Origin of the sequence: Mycobacterium sp., assembly GCF_965230835.1 — a bacterium.
Taxonomy (GTDB): Bacteria; Actinomycetota; Actinomycetes; order Mycobacteriales; family Mycobacteriaceae; genus Mycobacterium.
The window spans coordinates 2,303,094-2,319,569 of the sequence record NZ_CBDDLW010000002.1 but is presented as its reverse complement, the minus strand read 5'-3'; the positions used below and the strand labels follow the sequence as shown (position 1 = coordinate 2,319,569).

Annotated in this window: 12 protein-coding genes and 2 pseudogenes; 9 read left to right on the top strand and 5 right to left on the bottom strand. The window is 62.1% G+C overall.

The window, feature by feature from the left end:
- Nucleotides 1-16: 16 nt before the first annotated feature.
- On the top strand, nucleotides 17-724 hold the full coding sequence (locus ACO07W_RS11020) for a WD40 repeat domain-containing protein (RefSeq protein WP_421843125.1): 708 nt from the start codon (nucleotides 17-19) through the stop codon (nucleotides 722-724).
- Nucleotides 725-766: 42 nt separating this feature from the next.
- Here ACO07W_RS11020 and ACO07W_RS11015 read toward each other — a convergent pair.
- A pseudogene (locus tag ACO07W_RS11015) lies at nucleotides 767-2,041 on the bottom strand (IS256 family transposase).
- A 123-nt stretch (nucleotides 2,042-2,164) separates the two neighbouring features.
- Between ACO07W_RS11015 and ACO07W_RS11010 the strand changes: the two are divergent.
- Together ACO07W_RS11010 and ACO07W_RS11005 are read left to right on the top strand one after the other, a co-directional pair.
- Nucleotides 2,165-2,218, top strand: a pseudogene (locus ACO07W_RS11010) (hypothetical protein); the annotation flags it as partial.
- Entirely contained in the window at nucleotides 2,204-2,908 is a 705-nt protein-coding gene (locus ACO07W_RS11005) for a WD40 repeat domain-containing protein (protein ID WP_421845937.1), read from the top strand. The pseudogene ACO07W_RS11010 and the gene ACO07W_RS11005, both read left to right, overlap by 15 nt.
- Nucleotides 2,909-2,976: 68 nt before the next feature.
- Here ACO07W_RS11005 and ACO07W_RS11000 read toward each other — a convergent pair whose 3' ends face one another.
- Nucleotides 2,977-3,732: an anti-sigma factor family protein gene (locus ACO07W_RS11000; protein WP_421843123.1), complete on the bottom strand. Its 756-nt coding sequence runs from the start codon at nucleotides 3,730-3,732 to the stop codon at nucleotides 2,977-2,979.
- A 732-nt stretch (nucleotides 3,733-4,464) separates the two neighbouring features.
- On the opposite strand from ACO07W_RS11000, the gene ACO07W_RS10995 reads away from it, so the two are divergent.
- Nucleotides 4,465-5,856 (top strand): sugar porter family MFS transporter, encoded by a 1,392-nt coding sequence (locus ACO07W_RS10995; protein WP_421845936.1) that lies wholly within the window; start codon nucleotides 4,465-4,467, stop codon nucleotides 5,854-5,856.
- Here the strand turns inward: ACO07W_RS10995 and ACO07W_RS10990 are convergent.
- Complete coding sequence (locus ACO07W_RS10990) at nucleotides 5,809-6,336, bottom strand: hypothetical protein (RefSeq protein ID WP_421843121.1); 528 nt, start codon at nucleotides 6,334-6,336, stop codon at nucleotides 5,809-5,811. The genes ACO07W_RS10995 and ACO07W_RS10990 overlap by 48 nt on opposite strands.
- A gap of 276 nt (nucleotides 6,337-6,612) precedes the next feature.
- On the opposite strand from ACO07W_RS10990, the gene ACO07W_RS10985 reads away from it, so the two are divergent.
- Nucleotides 6,613-7,950, top strand: coding sequence for an IS256 family transposase (locus tag ACO07W_RS10985; protein ID WP_421840121.1), 1,338 nt, complete (start codon nucleotides 6,613-6,615; stop codon nucleotides 7,948-7,950).
- A 49-nt stretch (nucleotides 7,951-7,999) separates the two neighbouring features.
- Nucleotides 8,000-8,806, top strand: a complete 807-nt coding sequence (locus ACO07W_RS10980) for an SDR family NAD(P)-dependent oxidoreductase (RefSeq protein ID WP_421839996.1) — start codon at nucleotides 8,000-8,002, stop codon at nucleotides 8,804-8,806.
- 510 nt (nucleotides 8,807-9,316) lie between these two features.
- Here ACO07W_RS10980 and ACO07W_RS10975 read toward each other — a convergent pair.
- The gene (locus ACO07W_RS10975) at nucleotides 9,317-10,003 is read right to left on the bottom strand and encodes a hypothetical protein (RefSeq protein WP_421843119.1); all 687 of its coding nucleotides are present in this window, start codon (nucleotides 10,001-10,003) and stop codon (nucleotides 9,317-9,319) included.
- 509 nt (nucleotides 10,004-10,512) lie between these two features.
- On the opposite strand from ACO07W_RS10975, the gene yaaA reads away from it, so the two are divergent.
- Both yaaA and ACO07W_RS10965 read left to right on the top strand, forming a co-directional pair.
- On the top strand, nucleotides 10,513-11,271 hold the full coding sequence (yaaA, locus tag ACO07W_RS10970) for a peroxide stress protein YaaA (protein ID WP_421843117.1): 759 nt from the start codon (nucleotides 10,513-10,515) through the stop codon (nucleotides 11,269-11,271).
- Nucleotides 11,272-11,553: 282 nt separating this feature from the next.
- On the top strand, nucleotides 11,554-12,804 hold the full coding sequence (locus ACO07W_RS10965) for a cytochrome P450 (RefSeq protein ID WP_421843115.1): 1,251 nt from the start codon (nucleotides 11,554-11,556) through the stop codon (nucleotides 12,802-12,804).
- 77 nt (nucleotides 12,805-12,881) lie between these two features.
- Here the strand turns inward: ACO07W_RS10965 and tcuA are convergent, their stop codons facing one another.
- Nucleotides 12,882-14,396, bottom strand: coding sequence for an FAD-dependent tricarballylate dehydrogenase TcuA (tcuA, locus tag ACO07W_RS10960; protein WP_421843113.1), 1,515 nt, complete (start codon nucleotides 14,394-14,396; stop codon nucleotides 12,882-12,884).
- A 566-nt stretch (nucleotides 14,397-14,962) separates the two neighbouring features.
- Here tcuA and ACO07W_RS10955 point away from each other — a divergent pair.
- Nucleotides 14,963-16,366 (top strand): hypothetical protein, encoded by a 1,404-nt coding sequence (locus ACO07W_RS10955; protein WP_421843111.1) that lies wholly within the window; start codon nucleotides 14,963-14,965, stop codon nucleotides 16,364-16,366.
- The last annotated feature ends 110 nt before the right edge of the window (nucleotides 16,367-16,476 follow it).

The window sequence follows — 16,476 nt, the reverse complement described above, 5'->3', positions numbered from 1 at the left end:
CACCGATGTGGCCAGTGTGGTGTTTAGTCCGGACGGGCATACGTTGGCTTCGGGTAGTGCCGATCACACGGTGCGGTTGTGGGATCTAGCCGATCGAGAACATCCGCGGCCGTTGGGTCAACCGTTGGACAGCTACGACCGGGGAGTGCTCGGTGTGGCGTTTGGTCCAGACGGGCACACCCTGGCCTCGGGCACTGCAGATGGCTCGGTGCGGTTGTGGGATCTAGCCGATCGAGAACATCCGCGGCCGTTGGGTCAGCCGTTGTTGGGGCATACCGCCGATGTGGCCAGTGTGGCGTTTAGCCCGGACGGGCGCACCCTGGCTTCCGGCAGCAACGACGCTACGGTGCGGTTGTGGAATCTGGACACTGCAATGCCCCTGCAAGGCCATACCGCTGATGTGGTCAGTGTGGTGTTTAGTCCGGACGGGCATACGTTGGCTTCGGGTAGTGCCGATCACACGGTGCGGTTGTGGGATGTGACCGATCCGGTGCATTCGCGGCCGTTGGGTCAGCCGTTGTTGGGGCATTCCGCTGATGTGGTCAGTGTGGTGTTTAGTCCGGGCGGGCATACGTTGGCTTCGGGTAGTGCCGATCACACGGTGCGGTTGTGGGATGTAACGGATCCGGTGCATTCGCGGCCGTTGGGTCAGCCGTTGTTGGGGCATTCCGCTGATGTGGTCAGTGTGGTGTTTAGTCCGGGCGGGCATACGGTGGCGTCTTAGGACTGGTGTAAAAACGCTGGGCGCATGTTCCTGGTGGTCATGTTACGCGGCGGTGGTGTCGGTCGTGGTTGTTGTGGTGGGGGGATGCAGTGGGCGGGGTGGCTCGAGCAGTTGGTGGCGTAGTTCTTGGAGGTGGCGGCTGGTCGCTGATGTTTGGGTGACTCCGCGCCAGCCGCGGCTGGCGCGGTCGAGGACGGCCCATACCAGCGACAGACAGCTGGTTTCGCCGGGTAGGCGGCCGATGACCTTGACCCGGCGACGGGATTCTCCGAAGGTGCGTTCGATGAGGTTGGAATGGCGGATGCGTGTCCAGTGTTGGCGGGGGAAGCGCAAATGCACGCTCAGCGAGGCGAAGTCGTTGGCCAGGCAAGCGACCGCGGCTGGGTAGAGCCCGCGGTATGTGGTGGTGAACTCCTCGGCGCGGCGGGTGGCTTCATCCACGGCCTGCTGGCCGGGTGGCTGGTCAATGTCATCGAAGATCGACCAGAACGCGGCTTTGATCTCGTCCTGGACCGCGACAGGTGTCTTGGCGATGACGTTACGGCAGCGATGGATCAGACACCGCTGACGCAGGCTTGCCGGAAACGTGGTCTCCCATGCGGCGATCAGGCCCGGCGCCCCGTCGGAGATGCCCAGTAGCGGCGGGCGTAGTCCCCGGTTCCTCAGGTCAGCCAAGAAGTCGGCCCACGCATCAGCCGACTCCGCTGCGGCTGGGGCCAGCCCAATAAACAGGGGCTTGCCGTCGGTGCAGATGCCCCAGGCGGCCAGCACCGGCTCGGCCGGGGCGTTGGGATGCATCCGAAAGTTCGAGGCATCCAAGAACAGGTAGTCCAACACCAGCTCATCAAGGCGTCGAGACGACCACGCAGCAAACTCGTCTTTGATGGCCGCACAAATCCGGCTCACCGTCGAGCGCGACAACGCCGCCTACGAGCCCAGCACCTCGGCCAACGCGGCCTCGATGTCGCGATCCGACAAACCGCGCACCCATCCCGAAATCACCAACGCCTCCAGAGCGTGGGTGCGCGTCACCCCGGCACCGAATAGCCGCGAACAGAACCGCTCGTCGGTGTCGCGTAGTTTCGGGCGGCATAATTCGACCGAGCCCATCGTGGTCTTCACCGTCGCCGGCGGTTGATACCCATTGCGGTACCCGCCCGGGCCGTCCTGAACCCGACGCTGGTGACGGGCTCGGCCCAACACTGCTTCTACCTCGGCCTCCACGGCGACCTGAAACACCAGACGCACCGATAACCGCCCGACCTCCTCCAAAATCTCGGTCAACGGCCGCTCGGTCGCGGCGAACAACTGATCCATCTCAACACGCACACGCTCAATCGGCGATACTCGCTTGGTCACGGGCGTAGCCCCTCCTTCATAGCTTTCGTCGGTTGCGACGGAACCTACGCCCGTGACCATTTACACCAGCGATGAGACGCGACCGGGCATACGTTGGCTTCGGGTAGTGCCGATCACACGGTGCGGTTGTGGGATGTAACGGATCCGGTGCATTCGCGGCCGTTGGGTCAGCCGTTGTTGGGGCATACCGCTGATGTGGTCAGTGTGGTGTTTAGTCCGGACGGGCATACGTTGGCTTCGGGTAGTGCCGATCACACGGTGCGGTTGTGGGATGTGACCGATCCGGTGCATCCGCGCCCGCTGGGCCAACCGCTGCACAGCTACGACCGGGGAGTGCTCGGTGTGGCGTTTAGCCCAGACGGGCACACCCTGGCCTCTGGCACCGCAGATGGCACGGTGCGGTTGTGGGATCTAACCGATCGAGAACATCCGCGCCCGCTGGGTCAGCCGTTGCAGGGGCATACCGCCGATGTGACCAGCGTGGCGTTTAGCCCAGACGGGCACACCCTGGCCTCCGGCAGCGAGGACTACACGCTACGGTTGTGGGATCTGACCGATCGGGTGCATCCGCTTCCGTTGGGCCAGCCGTTGCGGGGGCATACCGCCGATGTGGCCAGCGTGGCGTTTAGCCCAGACGGGCACACACTGGCCTCCGGCAGTGCGGACCACACCGTGCGTCTGTGGCCCACCCCCGCCGATGCGACCGCCAGGACACTCTGCTCGAAACTGATCTCCAACATCAGCAACCAAAACTGGTCTGACTGGATCCCGCCTAGCCTGGGCTACATGGTCCTTTGTCCCGAGCTGGGCTCCGCCGAGAACTAAATCACGAAACCTTCGAGTCGCTGGAACGGGTGGGCGACTAGCCAAAGTTCTTCCCAGTCGGTACGGATTTAGAGTAATCGCTCCAGCAGGATCTCGCGGTCGTCAGCGGAAACAACCCGCACGGCAGCGATCTGGCTCACCGGTATGGAAATGCTGCCGGCGGGCGTCGCGGTGTGCCCGGGTTCGGCCACCCAGGTCGCAAGCCGCGTTTGGCTGCCGTCGCGACCCACCACAACCATCGCCAACGTGTCATGGAATCCACCGGGCGGAGCCAGGCAGACACACTTCAGGTTGATGAACGTCCCCCAGTTGTAGCTACTCAGCGACACCGTCGACGTCAACAAGCTCGTCCCAACCTGCGACATCGGCTGCGCCGACACGGTGGTCTGCTGCCCAGGCGCGGAATGACCCGAAACACCAATCAGCACAGCGATCCCCAGCATCACGGCCGCAGCCGAGACCGCCCAGGTGGTCAGGCCAGTACGGCGACGACGCCAGCGCACCGTTGCCAGCAACGACGGCAACAGCTCCGGAGACAACGCCAGCCCCGTCTGGGGGCCGGGCTCATCGATCGCGGCAACGTCTTCTCGGCTGAGGTGCGACAGCAGGGCAGGCAGGCCGCAGAGCTGGACAACGGCCTCCCGGCACGCCGGGCAGCCAGCCATGTGCGACTCGAACTCACGACGGTCACCAGCGGACAACGACCCCAGCACGTAGGCGCCATCCCACATCGCACAGGGGTGATCGTCACCCATCGGCCAGTCGCCGGCGCCATTGTCGCCGGGTGGACCGAGTCCACTTAGCGGCGTCGCCATCTCACCCATCTCCTGTCACGCTGAAGAGTTCGACACCAATACCCACGCGAAAGGTCTCCCGTCTGAGCCGCTGCGCTGTCACGGTGTACTCCCAATCCCTGCGGTGCGAGGCGCAATGCCCGCACGGCACAGGGCAAGCGTCACTTCTCAGTTCTGTTGGCAATCTCAAGGTCTCCGGCGACGTGCTCGGTGGGCGCTGCGGGCCGTACAACCACGCCCGGGTCAATCGTTGAGTGACGCCGTCAACGTCCGCATGGCGCCGCGCGTCGACTGCAGCGCATAGCGTCACAACCCTGCGCAATGCTCTCGTGTCCATCACCTCCTGACTATTGACACGCAGTCGAGCAGGTGTCCAGTTCACCGAGTGTCCAAGATCACGCTACTGATTCAGTGCCTGTGAAGGTTCGAGGCCAACATCTTGCAGCCAAGATGAGCGAGGTTGAAAACGCCTCAACAGCAAGGCTTTAGGACGTATACGAGCCGTCGCAGCCTGCTCTCCTACACAGCCGCTGCGATGGGGTGGCTTCGGTATCGCGAATGGCCGGCATTAGACCCCCGAATCGCGGGACGCATTGAGCATCGGGGCGCGACGTGACGGCGTCTTGAGCATGAATTCACGAGTTCGGCTGAACCGAGGATGCCGCTGACACCGTTAATTCGACAAACCCCCGGACGAGAGGCACGAACAGCGTGAGTCAGGTCGATGAGTTGCGAACGTCGCGGCTAGGGCTGCTTGCGGGCATGACCGCAGCGAGTATGGGCCTTCTCTGCGGCTACGACGTTTCCACCATTGGCGGTGCGCTGCTGTTTGTCACGGATGTGTTCGGTTTGTCGACGAGCCAGCAGCAGCTGGTTACTGCCGTTGTGGTGATTGGGGAAATTGCCGGGGCGATTAGCGGTGGAGTGTTGGCCAACGCGATCGGTCGGAAGAAAGCAATGATTCTGGCTTCAGCGAGCTACGCAGGATTCGCGGTGCTCGCAGCGTTGGCGGTGTCGGTGCCGATGCTGCTGGTTGCTCGGCTGCTGCTGGGCTTGGCCATCGGTGTCTCAGTTGTGGTGAGCCCGGTATTCATTGCCGAGTGCGCACCCGCCCACATGCGCGGATCATTGCTGGTCGCCTACCAGCTGACAACGGTCGTCGGCATCATCGTTGGTTATCTGACGGCCTACCTACTTGCCGGTTCGCTTGGCTGGCGATGGATGTTGGGTCTGGCCGCGGTGCCTGCCTTGTTGATTATGCTGCTGTTGCTTCCAACGACCGACACGCCGCGTTGGTACCTGCTCAAGGGCCGGATCAGCGAGGCGCGGCAGGCTCTGCTGGAGCTTGAGCCGGAAACAGACGCCGATCAAGAACTCATCGAGATTGCCCGCGAGTCCTCCGAGAAGCGTGGAACCACGGTGGCCGAGATGCTGCGCCCACCGTATTTGCGGGCGACTGTCTTTGTGATCGGATTGGGTTTCTTCGCTCACATCACCGGGATTAGCGCGATTGGTTATTACAGCCCACGCTTGTTTGAATCGATGGGTTACCAGGGCAATTTTGCGCGGCTTGTGTTGCCGGCGCTGGTTCAAGTAGCGGGTTTGGCGGCCGCAGTTTTTTCGCTTCTTCTGGTGGACCGGCTAGGTCGTCGACCCGTGTTGTTGTCCGGCATCGCCATGATGGTCGCCGGCAATGCCATGTTGATCGGTGTTTTTGCTCTTGGTTCAGCATTCGATGACGCCTTCACCGGATTCGGGTTCGGTGGTGTGCTGTTGCTGACGGCAGGGTTCAGCTTCGGATTCGGCGGCCTGGTGAGTGTGTATGCCGGAGAAAGCTTTCCGGCGCGGTTGCGGTCAATGGGTTCTGCCGCGACGCTTACCTCGGACCTGGTTGCCAGTGCGATCGTTGCCAGTGTCTTCTTGACGATGCTCAAATCACTCGGTGGCGCGGGAACGTTCGCGGTGTTCGGTGCTCTCGCGGTGGCTGCCTTCGGTTTCGTCTACCGGCTCGCCCCGGAAACCAAAGGCCGTCCATTAGAAGATGTGCGACACATCTGGGAGGACGCCGCAAAGAAGTCCACTGAACCGATGAGCCCGCCACCGGATTCACAGCAGCTCTGGCTCCCTGCTGCGAGACTGTGCCAGGGTGGCTAGGAAAAAGTAGTGCAAGACGACGGCGGTCACGACGCCGTACCCGAGGTGTGGGATGACATCGCTGATCCAGCCGACGAAGCTCCAGGTTCGCGGATCTGTCACGCCGAGCAGAATCATCGGTCCGTTTGTGCCGATTAAGGCAAGTAGCGAAGCGGACAGTGTGCAGACAAGCACGCTGGGCCGCCAGCCCAGCGCATAGGCTAGCCCCAGGATCACGCCCATCCCGATGCCGGCTGTGTATCCGGTAAGCGCGCCGAGGCCGGTGAGTCGGCTTGCCAGCACGTCACCGGTGCCCGGGACCGTCAGATGGAACAACTTCGCCATGGCATCGACGGTTCGTTCCGGAGTTGAGCTGGCGGGCCGGCCGCGGATTGCCATGTCTAGATAGGTGATCACGTTGAGCGTGGTGGTGCCCGCGGCGCCCGCTGCCGCCCCGATCAGCAGGCCTGGCCAGACCGACGGCATGTTGGCAATCCTCATCAGTCTCTCCTCATGTCAGTGTGACTGTTTACGTAGTTCCCAGTGCGGGCCGAAACCCACGGCGGGGATGGGGCAAAGTATCGGTCCCGCAACGGCGAATCTGGATCCTGCGGTATCGCCGATGCGCAATGGTGGTGTCGAGTGGCGCGGAATTGCTCAGTCATGCAGCAGAGGAACCGTTCAAAGATGGTCGTGTCCGGGATCCGGTGTAAATAGGGAGCACGCGCGTAGGTTCCGCTTCACGACCTGCAAGTCTGCGAAGAAGGAGTCACGCCCGTGCCTGTCCGCGTATCAGCGACCGACCGTATCCGCACCAAAATCGACGCCCTGTTCGCCGAGGATCGGGAACTGCCTGAAATCCTTGAAGAAATCGCCCGCCTCGGCGCCCAGCTACTGATGCAGGCGGCCCTGGAGGCTGAGGTCACCGAGTTCCTCGGTCGTGAACGCTACCAACGTACCGCCGCCTGTGCCGACGCTAACGGCGGTTCGCGCAACGGATATCGGCCGGTGACCATCAAGACCACCACAGGTGCGGTCACCTTGGAGCGGCCGAAACTGCGTGGCACCATGCAAGCGTTCGCCTCTCGGCTGTTCGGTAAGCATGTGACGAAAACCAACGCCCTGGAAACGCTGGTGATCGCCTCGTTCATCCGCGGCCTGTCCGTCCGGGATGTCAAGGCCACCCTCGCTGAAGCGCTCGGCGATCAGGCGGCGATCTCCAAGTCCGCGGTTTCGGAAGTCTGTAAGGCGATCCGGGCCGAATACCAGGCGTGGGCTCGTCGCCCACTCGGTGAGATCGCTCTGGACTACCTGTTTTTGGACGCCAGTTTCTTTCGGATGCATCCCGGGTCGCCGGCCGAGCCTGTGCTCGCCGCCTGGGGCGTCACCACCGAGGGCAAACCCGTGTTCGTCGGATTGTCACCCGGGACCGGAGAGTCCACCGACGCGTGGTCCGACTTCCTGACCGACCTGCGCGAACGCGGTCTTGCCACTCCGCTGCTGATCGTCTCTGACGGCGCCAAGGGACTGATCGCAGCCATCGAACAAATCTACCCAAAAGCGTTGCGCCAGAGATGTCTTATTCATCGCCTTCGCAACGTGCTTGCGAAGATCCCCACCGGGATGCAAGTCGAGGTCCGTGACGGATACTGGGCGATTTTTGATACCACCGGCCTGGGTATCGAGCCGGGACCGCAGCTGGTTGAGATCGTCGACAAGCGGATCGAGGCGTTCGCCGCTAAATACTCCGACCTCTACCCGGCGGCTATGCGGATCCTGCTCACCGACAAAGCAGGGCTGACCGCCTATCTGCGGTTTCCGGTTGAACACCATGGCCGCGTTCGGCACTCAAATTTCATTGAGCGCTCCTTTGGAGAAACTAAGCGACGGACCAAGGTCATTGGCCGATTCCCCGGCGAGACCAGCGCCATCAGCCTGGTGTGGGCCGTGCTCGACCGCGCCTCGGCCGGTTGGCGCGGCCTCACCATGACACCGGTCGGCACCCGACTGCTGCAAGACCTACGCCGATCCCTGCTCGACTCACCCCGCCAACTGCGACCGCCTCAAAGTCAAGCACCTACCGGCCAGGCAGATCCCGTCTCCGCCACGGCGTAGCGAGGCGCACGCACGCGTGACGACGCCCACCCGGTCCCAGTAAGGGGAGGTGAGGGAAACCGTTTGCCACGGCGGCGTGGCCGTGGTCGATAGCCTGCACAATGTGGATCTGAATGGGATGACAGCGGTGGTGACCGGCGCAGCTAGTGGCATCGGGCGCGCGTTGGCGCATGCACTGGCCGACCGTGGAGCCAACCTCGTGCTCGCCGACATCGACACCGTCACATTGAGCGAAGTTTCGCAGTCACTGGGGGCACAAGCGGTTCCCACTGACGTTGCCATGCCGGATGCGGTCGAATCGCTCGCTGAAGCCGCCGGCGACGCCCGGGTCGTGTGCCTGAACGCCGGAATCACCGGTAGGAGCTTTGGTGCTCCGTGGGAAGTGGCCGCTCCTGACTGGAACAGGGTGTTCGCGGTCAACGTCGGTGGCGTTGTCAACGGCTTGCGTGCGTTCGTACCCAGACTGCTGGCCGCGAACCAGCCCGCGCACATCCTGATCACCGGCTCATTGGCTGGGGTGCTGACCTTTCCCAGCGGCGGCGCTTACGGACCCTCCAAGCACGCCGTCGTGGCCGTGGCCGAACACACCGCGCTGGCACTGGCCGACACGCCGATCGGCGTGAGCATGATCTGCCCCGCCCTGGTCTCGACAGGCATGTCCACCGACGGCATCGACCCCGCCGAGGTCGCTGCACAGGCGCTGGCCACTATCGACCGCGGAATCTTCGCTGCGGTCCCACCCGACTGGCAGCGCACCCTCATCACCGCGGCATCGCGTCGCGCCACTGGTCAGCGTCCCGAATCGCCTGCGGTCGCCACCTCGACCACGCAGAAACAACCACCAGCGCCCTCATAGCCCAAACATCGCCGGCGCACGAACCACGACCGGCCCGTACAACCCCCAACCCGCGAATCGACCTGCCGCCGAACCAGACGCCCGTATGCTAACAGCGGAGCGAAACTGGCCCTGCCTTTTACACCGGCATCTGGACGCAGCCTCAAAGATCCCGGCGCTCTGTGAAGCAGTCTATAAAGGCGACGAACGATAGACCGCCAGCGTGTCGGGGCGAAGGGTTTTCCTTTGTGGCCTCCTCGCACGCACCTTTCCTGAACTCGGCATCAGTCGACAACCACGGGCGGGTGACGTGTTGGCGTCCGACACCCCTGAGTCGCCTGCGCATTCCTCTAACACGACCGGCAGTGATCTTCAGTTCATTGCCGATGCGCGGATTTGGCGAGTTCCGCGCAGTTCCGCAACGGGCGATGCGTACCTACCGCTGTGAAATACCGCTGATACCCGCAGCGATCTGGGCAAGGGAGTGTCTCGCTATGCCTGCGGGTAGCCGATACTCGTTTTGTATGCGGCTTATTGGGCGGGGCGCTGGGTACGGCGGAGGCCAGTGAGAAAGGGCCAGCGGGCGCCGGCTTTGAACATCTTTGCCGGAGTAGTCTGGCGCGGCGCCTCGAGAGCGAGGATCGCCTTCGACTGAGCCTCGATGATCCGCTCTCGTTCGGCGGCGCGGGCTTCGGCGATCTCAGCGCGGCGGCGCCAGTCGTGCACCTGGGCGTTGGTCTCCAGCGCAGCCTTGGCCCGCTCGGCCCGGGCCTCGGCGATCTCCGCTTGGCGGCGCCAATCTTTGCCTTGTCTGGTGCTCTCTAGATCAACCTTGGCCTGCTTGGCGTGGGACTCGCGCCCGGTGAGGCGGTGCCAGTCGTGCACCTGGGCGTTGGTCTCCAGCGCGACCTTGGCCTGCTTGGCGTGGGACTCACGCTCGGTGACTCGGTGCCAGTTGTGCACCACTGTGGTCTCCAGCGCGACCTTGGCCTGTTCGGCGTGGGACTCACGCTCGGTGAGGGGGCACCAGTCGTGGCCCGCCTCGAACCCGATTCCGCGCAGCGTCTCAACCGAAATTGGCCACTGGCCGCTTTCGTCGGGTTTGCGTAGTTCCACGCTTCGGCGGCCGTGAGTTCTCCGGTGCGGCGCTGGATCATGCATTTGCTGACGCGGCCGAGTTTCGCTTCCTGCTTCGTGGTTCGCGTTGTACGTGATCATGAACCTCGATAATGGTGGTAAGAGCAGGAGAATCCCTGCTGCGACACGCAACTGAGCCCACCCAACGCATTCATTGATTTGGAACCGCTGGCGCAAACCCGCGCGGTGCCGTCAGAAGAGGCAGCTATGCATGTCCTCAACGGCGAGCCAATAGTCGCCACAACCTCCAAAAAGCTTCCTGCCAAACAGCTTCCAGAATTTCTCGTGCTACCCGTCGATGAGTTTGCGCTCGGTTCTTTGCTTGACACCTCCCCTGTGTCAGGCGGCGACCAGTACTGCCAAACGATCGCTATAGTTTCCGCTGCCGCCTAATCCGCGTGCTTTACCGGATCGATGGTGCGCGGTCGACGAGTCACTGTAATGGAGGTATTCAGCCGCGCGGACACATACCGCGCGTGGCAGTGCGCCCAAGCGTTGGCAGATATGTGGAAGCGGCGGCCGCAGACGGCGTCTAGACGGCCGTGGCTCGGGTAATCGGCCGAGACGAATTCGTACTAACGTCTGCACCCGTGATTGTGTTGCTACCTCCTTCGGAGACCAAGCGGGACGGCGGCGACGGGCCGCCGCTGCGACTGGAGCAGCTCGGCAATCCGGAACTAGGGTCGCTGCGGTCTGCGCTGGTTGGCGAACTCGTCGATCTTGCGTCCGATCCGGTGGCGTGCAGATCAGCGTTGGGTGTCTCTGTTTCGCAGCACGCGGAGATCGAGCGCAACGCCGCGCTGCTTAGTGCGCCGACGCTGCCGGCGATCCGCCGCTATACCGGCGTTCTTTATGACGCTTTGGACATTGATTCGCTTAGCAACGCTGAGGCAATGCGCGCACGTGCTCGGCTGGTCATTGGTTCAGCGTTGTTCGGATTGCTTCGCTCTGACGACCACGTGCCGGCTTATCGGCTCTCGGCTACATCGAAATTGCCCGCTAAGCCCACCCTGGCCGTCCGGTGGCGGCCCTTGCTGGAGCCATTGCTCGCCGAGTTGGCTACCCAACATTTGATCGTCGATCTCCGCTCGGGTTCCTATGTAGCGCTGGGAAAGACTGCCAGCGCGATCCGCGTGGCTGTACTGGCCGAGTATCCCGACGGTCGACGGAACGTGGTCACGCATTTCAATAAGGCGCATAAGGGCCGTCTCGCTCGCGCTCTGGCTACCACGCGAGCCGAGCCCGACAATGCGGGCGCGGTTGCTGTTGTTGCTCGCAGAATCGGTATGCGCGTGGAGCGCACTGGAAATGAGTTGACCGTCGTCGTTCCTGCGGGATCGGGTCGCTGAGCCGGCAACTCCTACTGCGTCTTGGGGGCGGCTGATTTGGTGGGGGCTACTTGTCGTGGCGATGTTGGCGGCGAGTTTCACAGCCTGACCTAGGTGCTGCTGGCCCCCAAGCCACCGAAGCCGTGGGTAGCAGAGGTGCTGGCAAGTGCTCGATAGGTTCCACACTGTTATTGACAATCGCAGCGCGGACGGCGCGCGGGCGATAGTGTTGTGCTGCTTGTGACCTGCGTACCGAGATCCGGCTGAACCTGACAAAGAACCTCGCAGCAAAGGAATTCCGCCATGCCCTGCCCGAACCTGCCTGAAGGCTTCGATCCCACTGACCCCGATATCTGGGAGGAACGCCTGCCGGTTGGCGAACTAGCGGAGCTGCGCCGCAACGCGCCGATCTGGTGGTGTGAACAGCCGATCGGAAAAGGCGGATTCAATGACGGTGGTTTCTGGGTGGTGACCAAACACAAAGACGTCAAGGAGATATCGCGGTGCAACACGGTCTTCTCCAGCTGGCAAAACGGGACCATTCCCCGATTCCCAGACGATATTCCGCGTGAAAACATCGACGTGCAGCGTCACGTGATGATCAACAAGGATGCCCCGCAACATACGCGGTTGCGCAAAATCATCTCCCGTGGGTTTACCCCGCGTGCCATCGAGCGATTGCGTAGCGAACTTGACGAACGCGCACACAATATCGCGAAGAAGGCTGTCGCCGAGGGATCGGGTGATTTTGTTGAGCAGGTGTCGTGCGAGCTACCACTGCAGGCGATCGCCGGGTTGCTCGGTGTCCCCCAGGAGGACCGCATGGAACTGTTCCGGTGGTCCAACGAGATGGCCGGCGATGAAGACCCGGAGTACCAGCACATCGATCCGATGGCGCCGGTCGGTGAGCTGATCGGTTATGCGATGAAGATGGCTGAGATCAAATCAAAAAACCCAGGCCCCGACATCGTTACCACGTTGATCTCGGCAGACGTGGACGGCGAGAAGCTCTCCGACGACGAGTTCGGTTTTTTCGTCCTCATGCTGGCCTTCGCCGGCAACGAGACCACGCGCAACTCGATTACCCAGGGAATGATGGCGTTCATGGACTTCCCTGGCCAGTGGGCGCTCTACAAGAAGGAACGCCCGGAGACGGCCGCCGACGAAATCGTGCGCTGGGCAACGCCGGTCACTGCATTCCAGCGAACGGCGCTAGAGGACGTCACGTTGTCCGGGGTGCAGATCAAGAAGGGGCAACGGCTGGCGATGTTCTATCGCTCGGCGAACTTCGACGAAGATGTATTCGACGAACCGTATGCGTTCGACATCATGCGCGACCCCAACCCGCATGTTGGTTTTGGCGGCACGGGGGCGCACTACTGCATCGGGGCCAATCTGGCCAGGATGACCGTGAATCTGATCTTCAATGCTCTAGCCGACCACATGCCCGACCTCAGGCCCCTGGGCAAGCCGGAACGGCTGCGCTCGGGCTGGCTCAACGGGATCAAACACTGGCAGGTTGACTACACAGGTAAGTGTCCCGCGGGGCAATAGTTTCAGGCGTTCGTGCCGAGGTGCCCGATTGTGCGGAGCGTGTTGACGGTCCTTCCGCAGACACGGGCAGCTGCGCGTCAGGAAAGTGATTGCGCATATCGCGCGGCGTTCTTACCCGCCTCGCGGCCGGTAACAGCTCCTTTGATGAGGCCTGATCCGGTCGGGTAGGCGTGGTAGAAGTAGTCGCCGGTGGCTTCGCCGCAGCCATAAAGCCCCGGCAAAGGCCGATCATTGTTTGCGAGGATGCGGCACTGGATGTCGGAGGCAAGACCGCCAAAAGTGAATGTGATGCCCGGCACGACTGGATAGATCGAGAATGGCGGTTCGCATATGGGCAAAGCCCAGTTGCTCTTCGGCAGGTCCAGACCTCGGGTGCATTGACCATCGAGTACTGTCGGATCGTAGTTTCTGTGGTTGTGCCGTGTTGCGTCGTTGAACTGGTGAACAGTTTGCAGACAGGCGCTCGACGCAATGCCGGCTTCTTTGGCTAGCTCTTCAAGATCGTCGCCCTGGTAGTACTGCTTTTGGTCGTCGTACAGCGGCTCGCGAAATTCGGCTCCACGCGAGTCGAAGATCTGGTAGCCAATTTGATCCGACTGCTCAAGCAACGCTCGGCCTACATCGACGTAGATCTGGTTGTTCCAGTGCGCGCCCTCGTCGATGAAACGGCGCCCGTATCTATTAATGCTAATCCCCCACGGGAATGCTAGTCGATTGGTCTTTTCGCCGGTCGTCAAGCCGCCAATAAATGGTGCGTCAGGATCGATAGGTGTGATGTGAGCGCCGGAGAAATGGCCGGCTGTCTTTGCGCCATTCTCAATAGCGGCAAGGATCATGTCGCCAGTGTTGAATTTGACGCAACGTTGCCGAACATCACACCACTGTGGCCCGAGGAACTGGGCTCTATGAGCTGATGAGGCCTCAAACCCGCCGGATCCGATCACGACTGCGCCATAAAAGTTCTGGAGAGTGCCATCGCCTTGGCGAGCCGTGACGCCTTGGACTCGGCCCACTCCATCAGTGATCAGGTCGACGGCCGGCAGATCATAGTAGATTCGGGCTCCTCGCGATCTCGCGTACGACAGTTCACGTGCAACCAGACCAGGCCCACCGTCGACCGATTGAACGACGACACCGCCGCGGTAGGTTCGCTTGTTCGTTTTCTGTTTGGTCACGTCATACTGCGAGAGATACTCGGCAAGCTCGAACTTGACTCCGAGGCCTTTGAGCCAGTGAAGCACTTCCAGGGAGTGTGCGGTAAAAGAAGTCACTAAATCCTCGTTGGGCCGTCCGCGCCCAGTTTTGTGAACAACCTCGTAGATGTACTTGTCGAGAGGGTACGGCTCAATTTCAATATCTGACCATTGGTCGTCGGCGTATTGTTCGTGAAGAATTTCTCGTATTTGTTGAGGTTCATCGAAGGCTACGCGAAGGGCGGCAGTCGTGAGTCGAGTGTTGCCCCCCATTTCGGCTTCAGGGGCTTTTTCGAGAATGGTGACGTCGGCGCCGTGCTCGGCGGCAGATATTGCTGCGCAGAGAGCGGCGTTTCCGGCGCCCAAAACTATAACGCGGCCACGCGCAGATGTATCCATCTCGGTCGCTCCTTAGGTTGTAATTCTGGTGGAATTTATGTGGTGCAGGCTGCGGTGGTAAGCGCCTGACGGGCCTAAGCTGGGGCGGCATTGTCAGCGTCAAAGGCGTTCAGCAAAACGGCCGACCGGGAATGTGGCTCCTCTCGCCATCAAAGCTGAATTGGATTCCTAATCGCACGATAGGACGGGATCGCTCTGTCCGAAAGTGCGTACCCCGACATCTTGTGTCGCCAAAATGACAGCTGCTCGGCATGCGATTTCGCCTGGCCCACAATCGACCATGCAGCGCGATATGCCTATGGCGGAGCTGCCGACCGTGCGCAACCGAATCGACCCCAGGGGGTGGGTGGCATCACGATCGGCGGCCGCAAACCCGCGGCCGAAGCCATAGGTCCTTTTCCCGGTAATCGCGGTCGATTCGCCGAAGGTAGGGGTGCGGTGGTGGCACATCAGGTCACGAGCAAACTCGATTCGGTGATATAACCGGCCGTTGTAGGTTGACAAGATGACGTTGTCCCAATCTGGCGGCTACCCAGCCGGGGCACAGCACAGTCTGAGATTCGATTTTGACGCTGCCTAACGGATTTCCTGACCACGGGCCAGTGGCTGATGAGGCGTTTGGTGGGGATCTGCCGCGTCATGTCCCGCCGCCGCCGGATCTGGACATGCCGGTGTTTCCTGCTCCGGTGCGTCTGGATGATCTGTCTGCTGCTGATGATCTGGTTGGGCAGTATCGTGCCGGTTTTGACGAGTACGCGGGTGTGCATGCTCAACGTGCTGGTGAGTACGCGCAAGAAAGTGCTGATGTTGACAGGCGCGCTCGGATTGTTGGTGATCAAGCTCTCGATTATCGACGACAAGCCGAGCAGGCCGCTCAGCTGGCGGATCTGCACGAAAACTGGCAGCAGTACGCCGAGGAGGCCGAACAGCGCACCGAGGTGTACCAGAAACAGGCGCGCGATGCCTACCAGGCGGATCGAGAAGCCGAACAATGGGCGCAGGACTACCAGCAGAATGAGCGGCAACAGCGGCAGCTGGCCGAGGCGGCTGAACGGCGCGTGGAGGTCCTGCAGCGACAGGTCCGTGAGGCTGAGGATCACGAGGAGGATTGGCAGCAGCAGGCGCAGTGGGCCGAGGAGGAGGAACAGGAGGACGCGCTAGAACAACAGCGGCTCGTGCGGGAGTCCAGGCGGCAGGTGGATTACTACCAAAAGCAGGTGCGCGAGGCTCAGCAGCAGGTGCGGGAGGCCCAGCAGGAAGCGCGCAATGCCCGGGAGCAGGAGCAGAACTACCAGCAGTGGGCGCAGGATGCCCGGGATACGGCTCGGGACGCCCGGAAGACGGCGCAGAACGCTGAGCAGAGGGCTCGGGTGGCTGGGCAGCGTGCGCGGGAGTTGCGGGAGCAGTCGCCGGAGGATCATCGGCGAGACGCCCAGCATTTTCGTAAGCGGGCTCAGCGGTTGGGTGGTGATCAAGCGCTGCAGCTGGGTAGTGATCAGCCGCCCCGGTTGGGTGGGATGGCCGGTGAGGCCACCACGCATGCCCATGATTTGTGGTCTGCTGGGCGTCAGGCACGGCTGGGGCGAGATGAGGAGCTGCGTCGTGAGCATGCCTATCGGCTCCTGGGTGGGCATTTCGCTGTCCCGCCGCCACCGCCGATCGGCGGGGTCGACGCTGATGGGGGGCGTCTGGTTTATGATCACCGCGCTATTGATGCTGGGGTGCGTGAGATGCAGCAGGTCGCTGCTCGGGCTCAGGCCAATCTGGATGCCGCTCGCCAGGCGCGGTTGCGGCTCCAAGACGCCGGGGCAGGGCAGGCCGCAGACGCGACCCAGGCCAAGCTATTGATGATCGAGAGGGTCAACCGGCGCCTGGTCGTGGCCGTCAAAGCGACACTGCGTGACCTCGGCGCGGTCAACCACGATATGGCCGCCCTCGACCAACAAATAGCCGCCCAATACCCGCAGTAGGGGGCACAGTATGTCGACTAAGAAAATTCCTATTCGCGTCACCAACGTTGCTGCTTCGACACCTTGACACCGCCGAGGACAACTACGGCTGTCGGACTGGCATATGATTT

What these genes read in the sequence shown, in the direction of transcription:
- tcuA (WP_421843113.1), bottom strand. Translation starts at nt 14,396, where the DNA reads ATGGATACATCTGCGCGTGGCCGCGTTATAGTTTTGGGCGCCGGAAAC.
- ACO07W_RS10990 (WP_421843121.1), bottom strand. Translation starts at nt 6,336, where the DNA reads ATGAGGATTGCCAACATGCCGTCGGTCTGGCCAGGCCTGCTGATCGGG.
- ACO07W_RS11000 (WP_421843123.1), bottom strand. Translation starts at nt 3,732, where the DNA reads ATGGGTGAGATGGCGACGCCGCTAAGTGGACTCGGTCCACCCGGCGAC.
- ACO07W_RS10995 (WP_421845936.1), top strand. Translation starts at nt 4,465, where the DNA reads ATGACCGCAGCGAGTATGGGCCTTCTCTGCGGCTACGACGTTTCCACC.
- ACO07W_RS10965 (WP_421843115.1), top strand. Translation starts at nt 11,554, where the DNA reads ATGCCCTGCCCGAACCTGCCTGAAGGCTTCGATCCCACTGACCCCGAT.
- ACO07W_RS10975 (WP_421843119.1), bottom strand. Translation starts at nt 10,003, where the DNA reads ATGATCACGTACAACGCGAACCACGAAGCAGGAAGCGAAACTCGGCCG.